This window comes from Micromonospora sp. CP22 (genome assembly GCF_009712475.1).
Taxonomy (GTDB): domain Bacteria; phylum Actinomycetota; class Actinomycetes; order Mycobacteriales; family Micromonosporaceae; genus Micromonospora.
In genome coordinates this window covers 268,770-282,791 of record NZ_VCJO01000007.1, presented here as the reverse complement: position 1 = coordinate 282,791, position 14,022 = coordinate 268,770, and the positions used below count along the sequence as shown (strand labels likewise).

At 70.8% G+C, this 14,022-nt stretch carries 12 protein-coding genes and 1 tRNA gene; 7 read left to right on the top strand and 6 right to left on the bottom strand.

Annotated elements, in window-relative coordinates; genetic code table 11:
* Positions 1–252 precede the first annotated feature (252 nt).
* Entirely contained in the window at positions 253–597 is a 345-nt protein-coding gene (locus tag FF096_RS27495) for an SH3 domain-containing protein (protein WP_375335348.1), read from the bottom strand.
* 307 nt (positions 598–904) lie between these two features.
* Here FF096_RS27495 and FF096_RS15310 point away from each other — a divergent pair, with 307 nt between their 5' ends.
* Both FF096_RS15310 and FF096_RS15305 read left to right on the top strand, forming a co-directional pair.
* Entirely contained in the window at positions 905–1,366 is a 462-nt protein-coding gene (locus FF096_RS15310; protein WP_155218556.1) for an Rrf2 family transcriptional regulator, read from the top strand.
* Positions 1,367–1,507: 141 nt separating this feature from the next.
* Positions 1,508–2,509, top strand: coding sequence for a sulfite exporter TauE/SafE family protein (locus FF096_RS15305; protein ID WP_309223354.1), 1,002 nt, complete (start codon positions 1,508–1,510; stop codon positions 2,507–2,509).
* A 42-nt stretch (positions 2,510–2,551) separates the two neighbouring features.
* Here FF096_RS15305 and FF096_RS15300 read toward each other — a convergent pair whose 3' ends face one another.
* On the bottom strand, positions 2,552–3,988 hold the full coding sequence (locus FF096_RS15300) for a pyridoxal-dependent decarboxylase (RefSeq protein WP_309223353.1): 1,437 nt from the start codon (positions 3,986–3,988) through the stop codon (positions 2,552–2,554).
* Between the two features lie 243 nt (positions 3,989–4,231).
* Between FF096_RS15300 and FF096_RS15295 the strand changes: the two genes are divergently transcribed.
* The gene (locus FF096_RS15295; protein ID WP_155218554.1) at positions 4,232–6,490 is read left to right on the top strand and encodes a cellulose binding domain-containing protein; all 2,259 of its coding nucleotides are present in this window, start codon (positions 4,232–4,234) and stop codon (positions 6,488–6,490) included.
* 275 nt (positions 6,491–6,765) lie between these two features.
* Here the strand turns inward: FF096_RS15295 and FF096_RS15290 are convergent, their stop codons facing one another.
* Together FF096_RS15290 and FF096_RS15285 are read right to left on the bottom strand one after the other, a co-directional pair.
* Positions 6,766–7,770, bottom strand: a complete 1,005-nt coding sequence (locus FF096_RS15290; protein WP_375335345.1) for an LLM class flavin-dependent oxidoreductase — start codon at positions 7,768–7,770, stop codon at positions 6,766–6,768.
* Between the two features lie 55 nt (positions 7,771–7,825).
* A complete protein-coding gene (locus tag FF096_RS15285; RefSeq protein WP_155218550.1) occupies positions 7,826–8,305 on the bottom strand; it encodes an Lrp/AsnC family transcriptional regulator in 480 nt (159 codons plus the stop codon).
* 83 nt (positions 8,306–8,388) lie between these two features.
* On the opposite strand from FF096_RS15285, the gene FF096_RS15280 reads away from it, so the two are divergent.
* Positions 8,389–9,564 carry a PLP-dependent aspartate aminotransferase family protein gene (locus tag FF096_RS15280; RefSeq protein ID WP_155218548.1) on the top strand — a complete coding sequence of 392 codons (1,176 nt, stop codon included), beginning with the start codon at positions 8,389–8,391 and terminating at the stop codon, positions 9,562–9,564.
* Positions 9,565–9,605: 41 nt separating this feature from the next.
* Here FF096_RS15280 and FF096_RS15275 read toward each other — a convergent pair whose 3' ends face one another.
* Both FF096_RS15275 and FF096_RS15270 read right to left on the bottom strand, forming a co-directional pair.
* A complete protein-coding gene (locus FF096_RS15275) occupies positions 9,606–10,340 on the bottom strand; it encodes a transcriptional regulator (RefSeq protein ID WP_155218546.1) in 735 nt (244 codons plus the stop codon).
* Between the two features lie 47 nt (positions 10,341–10,387).
* A tRNA-Leu gene (locus FF096_RS15270) sits at positions 10,388–10,470 on the bottom strand.
* Between the two features lie 81 nt (positions 10,471–10,551).
* Here FF096_RS15270 and FF096_RS15265 point away from each other — a divergent pair.
* The 3 genes from FF096_RS15265 (at position 10,552) to FF096_RS15255 (ending at position 13,986) form a co-directional block, all read left to right on the top strand.
* Positions 10,552–11,172, top strand: a complete 621-nt coding sequence (locus FF096_RS15265; protein WP_309223352.1) for a response regulator — start codon at positions 10,552–10,554, stop codon at positions 11,170–11,172.
* Between the two features lie 95 nt (positions 11,173–11,267).
* Positions 11,268–12,467 (top strand): hypothetical protein, encoded by a 1,200-nt coding sequence (locus tag FF096_RS15260; protein ID WP_155218544.1) that lies wholly within the window; start codon positions 11,268–11,270, stop codon positions 12,465–12,467.
* 364 nt (positions 12,468–12,831) lie between these two features.
* Positions 12,832–13,986, top strand: coding sequence for a branched-chain amino acid ABC transporter substrate-binding protein (locus FF096_RS15255; RefSeq protein WP_309223351.1), 1,155 nt, complete (start codon positions 12,832–12,834; stop codon positions 13,984–13,986).
* The last annotated feature ends 36 nt before the right edge of the window (positions 13,987–14,022 follow it).

Sequence of the window (14,022 nt, the reverse complement as noted above, 5' to 3'; positions counted from 1 at the left end):
AACAGGGCGGCTGCGTCCACTTCGCACGCCCCACCACCGCATCCTGCCAGGTCAGACCGCCAATGGCGGCTGCCGTACTAGCCGCGATAATTCGTGGCTTGCGTTTGGCCTGGTGGCAAAACAAATCGGGAACAACTGGCGGCCGGCACCGTACGGTGCCGGCCGCCACTATTGGATGCCGAAATTGCGATGTCGGTCTGGTCGTGAATGCATAGCGAATTGCATCTGCATAGTTAAAGGGCGTATTTGTAATTAGCAGGCTTGCGTAGACGCAGTGTTGAGGTAGTAGGACGACACCCAGCCACCGAGAACTCCGGAACCGCCGCCCGCGCTGTAGTCGATTCGGACCCAGCGGTTGGTTCCATTAACCGTGTCGCCGGCGGTGTGACACCAGTAGGTTACCCAGTGGCCGTTAGGTACCCGTCCCAGCAGGGTGCAGCTGGTGTGGGGCCCACTGCGGACTGCGAGGCCGGTCGAGCCGGCTAAGACTACCTGCCCGCTAGTGGTTTGCTTGTCCGTGGCGGAATGGCTGCAGCTACTGGCGGAGGCTGGTGTGCCGCTTATCGCGACGATGCCGGTAGTGGCGACGAGCACCATCGCGACCTTGACCAAGGTAGCTTTCATGATTGCAGACGTCATGCATCGTCCATTCTGTGATATACCGTTTTTCTGCGGTGGACTCAATCCTAGGTAGACACGCTGGTGTTGGTCAATGGGTGTTCGCGAGAATCGGGCAGGTGCTTGACGAGGGTGATACCTTTCCGGAAGGTGGAGCCACAAATGTCAGCCCGGCCCGGCGTGTTCACTCGGTTCCCAATTGTCGTGCGCTCGATCCGACGGTTCTGGCTCGCCCTGCTGCGCCCGCCGACTCGTGCCGGGGTGCCGGGCGGTTAACCTGTCCGGCATGCGTCTCTCAGCCCGGGTGGACTACGCCCTTCGAGCGGTCGCCGAACTGGCCTCGGTGACCGGGGCTGGACGGGGTCGCCCGGTCACCGCCGACCAGATCGCGCGGGCCCAGCAGATCCCGCCGAAGTTCCTGGAGAGCATCCTGCTGCAACTGCGCCGGGGTGGCGTGGTGCAGGCCCAGCGCGGGCCCGAGGGGGGCTACTGGTTGGCCCGGCCGGCGGAGGAGATCTCCCTCGCCGAGGTGATCCGGGTGATCGACGGGCCGCTGGCCCACATCCGGGGCCAACGGCCCGAGAATCTCGGATACGAGGGCGCGGCCCGCGCCCTCCAGGAGGTCTGGATCGCGTTGCGCGCCAGCGAGCGGCAGATCCTCGAACTGGTCACCGTCGCCGACGTGGCCCGGGGCACCCTGCCCGAGCCGGTGACCGAGCTGGTCGCCGACCCTGGCGCCTGGACCTGACCGACTCCGCATCCGCCGACGACCGTCACCGCAGGGTCGCGGTGTGTCGTCTCACTGACTGATCGCAGGCTTGACCGGCCGCCGATCCATGCCGCATTGTCGACCAAGTTGATAGGAGTTACCGCTTAGTCGGGAGGCGCCGTGCGCAAGCTGCTCGTCATCGCACTGGTGGGGCTGGCCGCGCAACTGGTCGACGGTTCGCTCGGCATGGCGTACGGGCTGACCTCCTCGACGCTGTTGCTGCTGGCCGGTGTCGCACCGGCGGCGGCCTCCGCGTCGGTGCACCTGGCCGAGATCGGCACCACGCTCGCCGCAGGCGCGGCACACTGGCGCTTCGGCAACGTCGACTGGCGGGTGGTACGCCGCATCGCGATACCCGGCGCGCTCGGCTCCTTCGCCGGTGCCACCTTCCTCAGCGCCCTCTCCACCGAGTCGGCCGCGCCGTGGATGGCCGCGATCCTGTTCACCCTCGGGGCGTACCTGCTCGTCCGGTTCTCCCGGCCGCTGCGCCGCAACCCGGCCGCCGGCCGGCTGCGCGGGCGTTTCCTCGGCCCTCTCGGCCTCGTCGCCGGCTTCGTCGACGCCACCGGCGGCGGCGGATGGGGCCCGGTGGCCACGCCCGCCCTGCTGGTCAGCGGCCGGATGGAACCCCGCAAGGTGATCGGCTCGGTGGACACCTCCGAGTTCGTCGTCGCCTCCGCCGCGAGCCTCGGCTTCCTCATCGGCCTGGGCACCGAGGGATTCCTGCTGCCGATCGTGCTGGCGCTGCTCGCCGGTGGCCTGATCGCCGCACCGGTCGCCGCCTGGCTGGTGCGCATCGTCCCGGCCCAACTGCTCGGCGCGGCGGTCGGCGGCGTGATCGTGCTGACCAACGCCCGTGTCCTGATGCGCGCCGGTGACCTGGACGGCCGCCTCCCGGTGCTCGTCTACCTGCTGCTGGGCGTCGGCTGGCTCACGGCCCTGGCGCTGGCGATCCGGGTGCTGCGGCGCACCCGCCGCGAGCGGGCCGCCCTCGCCGCCCGGTCCGTCGACCCGGCCCCGTCGACCGCCGGGGCCGCCGTTGTCACGCAGCCGGAGCCCGCCGACGCCGAACCCGTCGGCGCCGGTTCGGCGACCGGCCCCCACCCGGGCGCCGACCGCTGATCCCCGACGCCACGCCCCGCACCACCTGAGGGCAGGGCGGGCTCAGCTCTCCCGGGACAGGGTCGCCGCCGCGCGTGAGATCACCTCCCATGCCTCGTCGATGTGCTCCTGCGTGGTCTGCGGCGCGCCGACGGCCAGGCGGAGCGTGTGCCGCCCGGCGACCCGAGTGTGGGTCAGGAACACCCGGCCGGAGGCGTTCACCGCCGCCAGCAGGCGTTCGTTCGGCCCGTCCGCGCCGCGCAACCGGAAACAGACCAGGGCGTACGGGTGCTCGGCGACCAGTTCGAAGCGGTCGTCGGCGCGGACCCGGTCGGCGAAACCGGCGGCCAGCGCGACACCTCGACGGATGTGCTCGCGCAGCCCCTCGACGCCGTACCAGCGCAGCACGAACCACAGCTTCAAGGCCCGGAACCGCCGACCCAGCGGCACCTGCCAGTCCCGGTAGTCGATCACCGCGCCGGATTCGGTGGCCGTGTTGCGCAGGTACTCCGGCAGCACGGTCAACGCCTCGACCAGCTCGGCGGCGTCGGCGACCCAGAAGGCGTCGCAGTCGAAGCCGGTGAGCAGCCACTTGTGCGGGTCGAAGCAGTACGAGTCGGCGTACTCCAGACCCGCGTGGCCGAACCGCAACTCCGGGCAGACCGCCGCCGCGCCCGCGTACGCGGCATCGACGTGCAGGAAGACCCGGTGCTCGGCGCAGATCGGGCCGATCTCCGGCAGCGGGTCCACCGCCGTGGTGGAGGTGGTCCCCACGGTCGCCACCACCAGGGCGGGCACCGCCCCGGCGGCGCGGTCCGCCTCGATCGCGGCGCGCAGCGCCGTCGGCGACATCGCCAGCGTCACCGGATCCACCTCGATCAGGCGTACCCCGTCGGTGCCGAGACCGGCGATCCGGGCGGCCTTCTCCACCGACGAGTGCGCCTCCGTCGAGGTGTAGACCCGGTAGCGGCGGTCGACGCCGGCCTGACGCCACCGCCCACCGGCGGCCCGGTGCAGCGCGACCAGGGTGGCGACCAGCGTCGCCGAGGAGGCCGAGTCCTGGATGACGCCGCCACCGCCGCCGGTGGACCGGAACCGCGTCGGCAGGTCCAACAGGTCGGCCAACCAGTCGAGCAGCACCGTCTCCAGCTCGGTGCAGGCCGGACCGGTGGCCCACATCATGCCCTGCACGCCCAGCCCGGCGCTGACCAGGTCACCGAGCACGCTGGGGCCCGAGGTGTTGGCCGGGAAGAACCCGAAGAAGCCCGGATGCTGCCAGTGGGTGAGCCCGGGTACGACCAGCCGGTCCAGGTCGGCGAGGACCGCCTCGACCGGCTCGCCGGTCACCGGTGGGCCGGTGGGCAGGCGGGCAGCCACCGAGCCGGGTGGGTCCGCGGAGGTCACCGGGCGTCGGGGGAGCGTCGCCCAGTAGTCGGCGATCCAGTCGACCACGGCGTGCCCGGCCTGGCGGAACTCCTCGGGGGTCATGTGCGCTGCCACCCGGCGAGTGGATCAAGAAGGTCGACCGGGAAGCAAGCCCACGGGTCGATTGTGAGCAGTAAGCGCTTGCCCTAGCATCACAGGCGCGCGGGAACGCAACTACAGCCATCGATTCGATGGATTCTTTCCGCTAGCGCGGCGCGACCGTCGGTCCGGGCACCACCGGCGGACCGCCGACCCGTCGGCTCCGGGCACCGCCGACGGCCCCCGGATGCCGCGCGTCCGACCTCCACCGGAGGAACCATGCTGCGCACCGCCCCCCGGGCGGCCCTGCTCGCCGCGGCCACCGTCACCGCGGTCGCCGCCGCCGGAGTGCTGACCACCCTGACCGCCTCGGCCGCCGCCACCGGATGCCGCGTCGACTACCGCGTCACCAACCAGTGGACCGGCGGCTTCGGCGCCGACGTCACCATCACCAACCTCGGCGACCCAATCAACGGCTGGACGTTGACCTGGTCGTACGCCGCCGGGCAGCAGATCACCCAGGCCTGGAGCGCCACCGTCACCCAGTCCGGCGCTCAGGTGAGCGCCCGCAACGTCGACTACAACGCCGCCGTCGGCACCGACGGCAGCGTCAACTTCGGCTTCAACGGCTCGTGGAACGGCAGCAATCCGGCACCGACCAGCTTCGCGCTGAACGGCACCACCTGCACCGGCGCCACCACCCCGACCACCCCGCCCCCACCGACCACGCCCCCACCGACCACGCCGCCGCCGACCACGCCGCCGCCGACCACGCCGCCGCCACCGGCCGGGGTGATGCAGGCCGAGAACCTGGACCGTGGCCTGGTCAGCGTCCGCTCCGGATCGGCCAACCTGGTCTCCTGGCGGCTGCTGGGCACCGAGACCACCGGCGTCGCGTTCAACCTCTACCGGGGTACGACCCGGGTCAACGCCACCCCGATCACCGGCGCCACCAACTACCTCGACAGCGGCGCACCGGCCGGAGCGACCTACACCGTGCGCGCCGTGGTGAACGGCACCGAACAGGCCGACTCCGCACCGGCGCTCCAGTTCCCGGCTGGCTACCTGGACGTGCCGTTGCAGGTCCCGCCGGGCGGCACCACGCCCAGCGGCGAGTGGTACACCTACTCCGCCAACGACGCCAGCGTCGGTGACCTCGACGGCGACGGCCGGTACGAGTTCGTGGTCAAGTGGGATCCGTCCAACGCCAAGGACAACTCCCAGTCCGGCTACACCGGCAACGTCTACGTCGACGCGTACACCCTCACCGGCACCCGGCTGTGGCGCATCGACCTCGGCCGCAACATCCGGGCCGGTGCCCACTACACCCAGTTCCAGGTGTACGACTACGACGGCGACGGCCGCGCCGAGGTGGCCATGAAGACCGCCGACGGCACCCGCTCCGGCACCGGACAGGTGATCGGCAACGCCAACGCCGACTACCGCAACTCCGCAGGCTACGTCCTCGCCGGCCCCGAATACCTGACCATGTTCGACGGACGCACCGGTGCCGCCCTCTCCACCGTCAACTACGACCCGCCGCGCGGCACCGTCTCCTCCTGGGGCGACAACTACGGCAACCGGGTCGACCGGTTCCTCGCCGGTACCGCGTACCTCGACGGCCAACGCCCGTCGCTGATCATGGCCCGTGGCTACTACACCCGGGCGGTCATCGCCGCCTGGGACTTCCGCAACGGCACCCTCACCAAGCGGTGGACCTTCGACTCCAACTCCTCCGGCAACGGTGCCGCCGCCGGGCAGGGCAACCACAGCCTCTCCGTCGCCGACGTCGACGGCGACGGTCGGCAGGAGATCGTCTACGGTGCGGCCACCATCGACGACAACGGTCGCCTGCTCTGGTCCAACGGCCTCGGCCACGGCGACGCCGGGCACGTCGGCGACCTCGACCCGTCCCGCCCCGGCCTGGAGTACTTCAAGGTCAGCGAGGACGGCAGCAAGCCCAGCTCGTGGTTCGCCGACGCCCGCACCGGCCAGTTGCTCTGGTCCACCCCGGCCGGAGGCGACAACGGTCGCGGTGTCTCCGGTGACATCTGGGCCGGCAGCCCCGGTGCCGAATCCTGGTCGTCGTCGGTGAGCGGCCTGGCCAACACCCGGGGCCAGAACATCGGCCGCAAACCGTCCTCGACGAACTTCCTCATCTGGTGGGACGGCGACCCGGTCCGCGAACTGCTCGACGGCACCCGGATCGACAAGTACGGCCCCAGCGGCGACACCCGACTGCTCACCGGTAGCGACGTCGCCTCGAACAACGGCACCAAGTCCACGCCCGCGCTGTCCGCCGACATCCTCGGCGACTGGCGGGAAGAGGTGGTCTGGCGGACCAACGACAGCCGGGCCCTGCGGATCTACAGCACCCCGACGCCGACCAGCACCCGGATCTACACCCTGATGCACGATGTGCAGTACCGGGTCGCCATCGCCTGGCAGAACACCGCCTACAACCAGCCCCCGCACCCGAGCTTCTTCATCGGCGACGGGATGTCCACCCCGCCCACGCCCTCGATCCACCTGCGTTGACCGGCCGACGCGGCGGTAGCAGAATTCGAGAACAGCGCTGAAAGGACAAGGCACCGGGCCGCAATCGCGGAATCCGCACAACTGCGGCCCGGTGCCCCACACCGCGGCACCCCCGACCCGTCCCGACCGGAGAGTGCCGTACCACCACCGGATACAACGTTAGGCGGGCTCCGCGTCGCGAGGGTGACGCCGTCGTGAAGATCGTGTTTCGCGACGGGAAAGCGCTGTGACCTGGGCCACCATGCCCACGGGGTGTGCCGGAGGCGCACCCGGCGTCAGCGCCGCAGACCGCCGGCCACCTCCGTCGCGATCAACTCGAACGAACGCACCCGGTCGGCGATGTCGTACACCATCGTGGTCAACATCAGCTCGTCCGCGCCGGTGCTGGCCAGCAGGTCGCCCAACTGCCGACGTACCGTCTCCGGAGACCCGCTCGCCTGCCCCTGTCTGCGCTGGGCCAGGAACTCCCGCTCGATATCGGTGTACGGGTATGCCGCCGCCTCGTCCGGCGTCGCCAGGGGCGCCGGCCGCCCCGACCGCAACCGCAGGAACGACAACCCGGCCGGGCCGCCAAGCCACTCGGCGCGTTCGTCGGACTCCGCGCAGACCGCGTTGACCGCCACCATCGCGTACGGACGCTCCAGCCAGCGCGACGGGCGGAAACTCTGCCGGTACAGCGCCAGCGCGGGCAACGTGTGCTGCGCGCTGAAGTGATGCGCGAAGGAAAACGGCAGGCCCAGCGCACCGGCCAGTCGAGCACTGAACCCACTCGACCCCAGCAGCCACACCGTCGGCCGCTGCCCGCGCCCCGGCGTCGCGGTGATCCGCCCCGACGACGCCTCGTCGAAGTAGCCCATCAGGTCGTTCAACTCCTGCGGGAAACCCTCGGCGGACAGACCCTCCATCGTCCGGCGCAGCGCCAACGCGGTGACCTGGTCGGTGCCCGGAGCGCGGCCGATGCCCAGGTCGATCCGCCCCGGATGCAGCGCCTCCAGGGTGCCGAACTGCTCGGCGACCACCAGCGGCGCGTGGTTGGGCAGCATCACCCCACCCGAGCCGAGCCGGATCCGGGTGGTGTGCGCGGCCAGGTGCGCGATCAGCACCGCCGGGGCCGAGGACGCGATGGCCGGCATGTTGTGGTGCTCGGCCACCCAGAACCGGTGGTAGCCCAGTTCGTCGGTGCGTCGCGCCAACTCGGTGGTGTGCCGCAGCGCCTCACCGGCGGAGGCACCGGCGGCCACGGGGGCGAGGTCGAGGACAGACAACGGAACGTCGATCACAGGGTTGGCCAACCCGGCGTACGCCGAATCTGTTCCCGCCCGGCCCGCGACGTGATCAACCCGACCCGCGGGCCTGCTCGAAGATCAGGCTGGTCTCGGTGTGCTGCACCGCCGGATCGACCGCCAGGTGGTCCAGCACGAAGTCGCGCAGCGCCTCCGCCGAGGCCGACCGCACGTGCAGCACGTAGTCGTCCGCGCCGGCCACGTGGAACACCGACACCACGCCCGGCAGGCGTACCGATCGGGCCCGGAACGCGTCCACCGCCGCCCGCGCGTGCTCGGTCAGCCGCACCGACACCAGCGCCTGCAACGGCAACCCCAGCGCCGCCGGATGCACCTCGGCGTGGAAACCCCGGATCGCCCCGCACTCCCGCAGCGCCCGGGTGCGCGCCAGGCAGGTCGACGGAGCCACCCCCACCCGCTCGGCCAGGGCATTGTTCGGCAGGCGGCCGTCGCCGGCCAGCTCGGTCAGGATGGCGCGATCGGTGTCGTCGAGGGCCGCGAACGGCCGAACATCGTTCGGTGCGGGAGGCATACCATCATCCTCCACCGAACGCTCCCGGCTCTGGAAGGGATTACAGCGAATAATATTCGGATCTATTGCCTTCCTTGGGCGAGATGTTCGATCCTCTCGGCATGACGACCGTGGACACCCGAGCCGTGCACGCCGGCCGCGACGACCTCGCCGCCCTCGGCGTCCACGTGCCGCCGATCGACCTCTCCACCACCAACCCCCTGCCCTCGGTGGACGCCGGCGGCGACGCCTACGAGACCCTCGCCACCGGCGGCAACCTCCCCGCCGGCGCCAGCGCCGTCTACCAACGGCTGTGGAACCCCACCGTCGCCCGCTTCGAAACCGCCCTGGCCGAACTCGAAGGCACCGCCGAAGCCGTCGCGTACGCCAGCGGCATGGCCGCCCTCACCGCCACCCTGCTCGCCGCCACCCGCGACGGCCGCCGCCACGTCGTCGCCGTCCGCCCCCTCTACGGCGGCACCGACCACGTGCTCGCCACCGGCCTGCTCGGCACCGACGTCACCTGGGCCCACCCCGACTCCGTCGCCGCCGCCATCCGCCCCGACACCGCCCTGGTGATCGCCGAAACCCCCGCCAACCCGACGCTCGACCTGATCGACATCGCCGCCCTCGCCGAGGCTGCCGGGCAGGTGCCCCTGCTCATCGACAACACCGTCGCCACCCCGGTGCTCCAACAACCCACCCGCCACGGCGCCCGGCTGGTGCTGCACAGCGCCACCAAGAGCATCGGCGGCCACGGTGACGTCCTCGCCGGAGCGGTCGCCTGCGACGCGCACTGGGCCGCCCGGCTGCGCCAGGTCCGGGCACTCACCGGCGCGGTCCTGCACCCCCTCGGGGCGTATCTGCTGCACCGTGGCCTCCAGACGCTGCCGGTGCGGGTCCGCGCCCAGCAGGCCGGCGCGGAGAAACTCGCCCTCTGGCTCGCCGAACATCCTGCCGTCACCCGGGTCCACCATCCCGGCAGCAACGACCCGGCCGGGCTCGTCGGCCGGCAGATGTCCGGCCCGGGCAGCCTCCTCGCCTTCGAGGTACGCGGCGGCGCGCCCGCCGCCGCAGCCGTCGCCAGCGCCTGCCGGCTGATCACCCACGCCGTCTCACTCGGCGGCGTCGACACACTCATCCAGCACCCGGCATCCCTCACCCACCGCCCGGTCGAGGCGGAAGCGAAGCCCGACGGCGGCCTGCTGCGGCTCTCCGTCGGCCTGGAGGACCCGGAGGACCTGCGCGCCGACCTGGCAGCCGCGCTCGCCACGGCCTGACCCTCATCCGTCGGGCCGGTGCCGGAGCCGGCCCGGCATGGTCACGACTTCGGGCCGACGTGGCGGTCCAGCGCGGCGACCGCCTCCCGTCGGGCGACCGAGAGGCTGTTGCGACGGTTCATCCGCCAGGCGACGCCGAGCAGGTCCAGCGCCCACTGGCAGAGCCCCAAGATGTCGGTGGACTCGTTGACGAACATGTAGCGCGGGTAGACGTACACCTTGCCGCGAACGGTGACCCGGTTGGCGATCCGGCAACCGTCGGAGTGGAAGAGACCGCGCAGAAAGTCACCCGGAACCGCTCGGACGATGCGCTCCTGCCAGTCGGCGAGGGCGATCGGTCGCTCGTGCTTCTTTCCTTCCCCGTGCTGGGGCAGCAGGCAGGGCCAGTGCACGCCGTAGCTCTGCACACCCACGCAGCCCTTCTTCTGCACGTGTTGCACAGATGTTGCCAGCACTGCCCGCATGGCCTGATCACAGAGTGAGATCAAGTGCGGCCAGGTGTCGGAGCAGTAGATGCGCAGGACCGGTACCCGGGCGCTGGTGACGAGGTGACCGTCACCCAGGTAGAGGCCAAGGAGATAGGCGTAGGCCTGCGGACTGGCGGGACCGTCCTCCTCCGGGAGGCAACGAAAGCACCGGGTCGAACTTCCGACCATGACGGGTTCCGGTCGGTCGACACACCAGTGCCATACGGTGGTGTAGGGGAGCGAGAGGGCACGAGCCGCCGAGCGGATGGTGTAGCCCTGGTCGCGTAGCGCGCGGACGCGCTCCCGCATCTCGGGAGGATGCACGCCACCATCATCGAACACGTGTATGACAGGAGTGCCGGGAGCGGGATTCGAACCCGCAAGCCCTTTCGGGCAGAAGTGTTTGAGACTTCCGTGTATGCCGTTCCACCATCCCGGCGGGTGGGGCTTACTGTACCCGACTACGCTCGTGCGGGAGCATGGGTGGTAGCCGTGCCGGGAACGATGGTGGGAGTGGCTCGTGGGCGAGACGCAGACGGATGCCGCGCGTAGGCGGGTGTTGATCGCCGAGGACGAGGCGCTGATCCGGCTGGACCTGGCCGAGATGCTGGCCGAGGAAGGTTACGAGGTGGTCGGCGAGGCCGGTGACGGTGAGGCGGCCGTCCGACTGGCCGAGGAGCTCAAGCCCGACCTGGTGATCCTCGACATCAAGATGCCGATCATGGACGGGCTGGCCGCCGCCGAGCGGATCGCCGGTGCCCGGATCGCCCCGGTGATCATCCTGACCGCGTTCAGTCAGCGTGACCTGGTGGAGCGGGCCCGCGCGGCCGGCGCGATGGCGTACCTGGTCAAGCCCTTCCAGAAGAGCGACCTGGTGCCGGCGGTGGAGATCGCGCTGTCCCGCTACGCGGAGATCGCCGCGCTGGAGGCCGAGGTGGCCGGGCTGAACGACCGGCTGGAGGTCCGCAAAGCCGTGGAGCGGGCCAAAGGCGCGCTGATGACCACCTACAACATGAGCGAGCCGCAGGCGTTCAAGTGGATCCAGCGCACCGCGATGGACCACCGGATGACCATGAAGGAGGTCTCCGAGCGGATTCTCGCCGAGACCACCGGCGGCGAGGTGGCCGAGCCGGCCACCTGACCGACCCGCTCGCTGCCGCGGCTGGCCGTCCGGCCTCCGACGTCCGTCGTCACGTCCGTCGCCGAGGTTCGCGGTCGCCGCTAGCATCTGGCCGCATGAGGGCTCGATGGCTCGGCCGGCCCCGATGTTCCGGTACGCGCTCGGCGCCGCTGGTGACCTGCGCCCTGCTCGCGGTGTTGCTGGCCGGCTGTCCGGCGTCTCGGGACGAGCCGGCCGAGCCGGGACCGGTGCGGGTGGCGTGGCAGCGGGTTCCGTTGCCGCCGCCGGACGGGCCCGGGCGGATCGTGCTGCGGGATCTGGCCATCTGTGACGGCCACTGGTACGCCTCCGGCGCGGTCACCGACGCGGCCCTCGGCACTCGTCCGGCCGTCTGGTCCAGTCGGGATGGTGCTCAGTGGACGCCGGTGCCGGTGGTGGCGGATTCCTATTACGGGCGGCGCAGCGTGGTGTTCTCGATCGCCTGCCACGACGGGCGGGTGGCCGCCGTCGGGGGCAAGGTCGGTGGAGCGCACGGCAATCCGAGGGTGGCCACCTGGGGGCAGCGCGGCGACGGTGCTCTGGTCGAGGTGGCGGCGTCGTTCGAGACGTACGGCGGGCCGAAGGCGGTCAACGTGTCCCGGTTGGCGGCCGGTGACGCCGGTTGGTTGATCGTGGGTAACCGGGCCAGCGGCGCGGCGGCCTGGGTCTCGCCGGACGCCGCCGAGTTCACGCTGATCGAGGGCGCGCCGCAACTGTCCACCGACGAGCAGGGCGTGACCTGGGCGTCCGACGCGGTGGCCGGACCGTCGGGTTGGTTGGCGGTGGGTGGGTTGTTGGCCCCGGGCCGGATTGACCGGGATCCGGTTGCCTGGACGTCGGTGGATGGACGCGACTGGCGTCGTACCGTGCTGGCGGGCACCGAGGCGTACGAGGAGATGCAGCGGGTGGTCCTGGTCGACGGCGCCCCGGTGGGGGTGGGCCTGCGGGGGCGGGGGTTCGGCGCGTGGCGTGCGGAGCCGACGGGTTGGACGGCGGCCGGTGGGTTCGGTGCGGTGGTCGGTGGGGTGCCCTCGATCGGTGGGGTGGCGGCTTCGGCCGACGGCATCCTGGCGGTGGTCTCCGACGGTGAGCGCTACGGCGGGTGGCTGTCGGTGGACCGGGGTGACCGGTGGCGGGCGGTCGAGTTGCCGGTGGCGGCACCGGCGGGTGCGGACCGGGCGGTGGGGTTGGCGGCGGACGGTCAGCGGTGGTGGCTGTCGGTCGACGACGGCGTGCAGCCGTCGTTGTGGGTCGGGCGGGCGTCCGCCACGTCCTAGCGAAGCCGATCGGCTACGTTCCGTAGTTTGATCGGGGGGTCGGGGTCGCCGTCCGGGGCCGGTATCCGGCTGTCGGTGGCGGGGTTCGCGGTGATCGACGACGGGTCGATCGGCGGACGGACAGCCGCTCAAGGACCGGTCAGTGGATTGACCTGTTACGGGGTTAGCCGCGTTCGGGGCCGTCTTCGTAACGGTTTCGCAGACCCCGCCTCAGCCTCTTCCGAGACCGTATGAGTGTGGGTACGCTCCGCCATCACGAGCCGTAACGCAGGGGGTGTCCTTGCTGGGCCGGTGGTGTCGTGCTTATCCGTCGCCGCCGCCCGGGTCAGGTGCCTGTCCTGCTTCTGGAGGAGGTCAGGAAGCCGTGAGGCGAAGCTATTCAAGGGCGCTGGGTACTGCCGCGCTCGCCGCGGTGCTGGTCGCTGCCGCGGGCTGCCAGGACACCGGCAGCAGCAACGGCGACAACGCCGCGTCCGGGGACTGCGGTGGCAAGATCGCCATCTTCGGCGCGTTCACCGGCGACAACGCGGGTCTGGTGCTGCCGTCGCTCAACGCCGCGAAGCTCGCGATCAAGCAGCACAACGACGCGAACGCCGACTGCAAGGTCGAGATGGTCGAGTTCGACACGCAGGGTGACCCGGCGCAGGCGACCCCGGTCGCGAACCAGGTCGCGGGCGACCAGTCGTTCCTCGGCGTCATCGGTGGCCACTTCTCCGGCGAGTCGGACGCCACCATGCCGGTCTACGAGGCCGCCGGCCTGGTGATGGTCGCCCCGTCGGCGACCCGGACCGACCTGACCCAGAAGGGCAACAAGTCCTTCTACCGGGTGGTCGGCAACGACGGCACCCAGGCGGGCGCGGTGGCGACCTTCCTGAAGTCGCAGAACGCGCAGCGGGTTTTCCTGATCGACGACGCCAGCGCCTACGGCGCCGGCATCACCGCCGAGCTGACCAAGAACCTGGGCGACACGATCGCCGCCAGCGACAAGATCCAGGAGCGGCAGGCGCAGTTCGAGGCGACCATCTCGAAGATCAAGGCGGCGAACGCCGACTTCGTCTTCTACGGTGGATACACCCGTGAGGCCGCGCCGCTGGTTCGCCAGATGCGTGCCGCCGGGGTGAAGGCGAAGTTCATCGGTCCGGACGGTCTGTACGACCCGGCCTTCCCGGCTGGTGCCTCCGGTGGTGCCGAGGGCTCCATCATCACCTGCCCGTGCCTCCCGCCGGACAAGGCCGGTGGCACCTTCACCGCTGACTACCAGGCCGAGTACGGTCAGCTGCCGGGTTCCTACGGCGCTGAGGGCTTCGACGCCGCGCAGATCTTCGTGGACGCCTTCAAGGACGGCAAGAAGACCCGCGCCGAGGTTCTGGAGTACGTGAAGAACTACGACAAGCAGGGCGTGTCGAAGTACATCAAGTTCGACGCCAACGGTGACGTGGACCCGTCGCGGGTTGTCATCTGGTCGTACGAGATCAAGGGCACGGCGTTCGAGCCGCTGCAGGAGCTCAAGCTCAGCTGACGACCGGCACCGAGTGCGGCCGGGGTTGATCCTTAC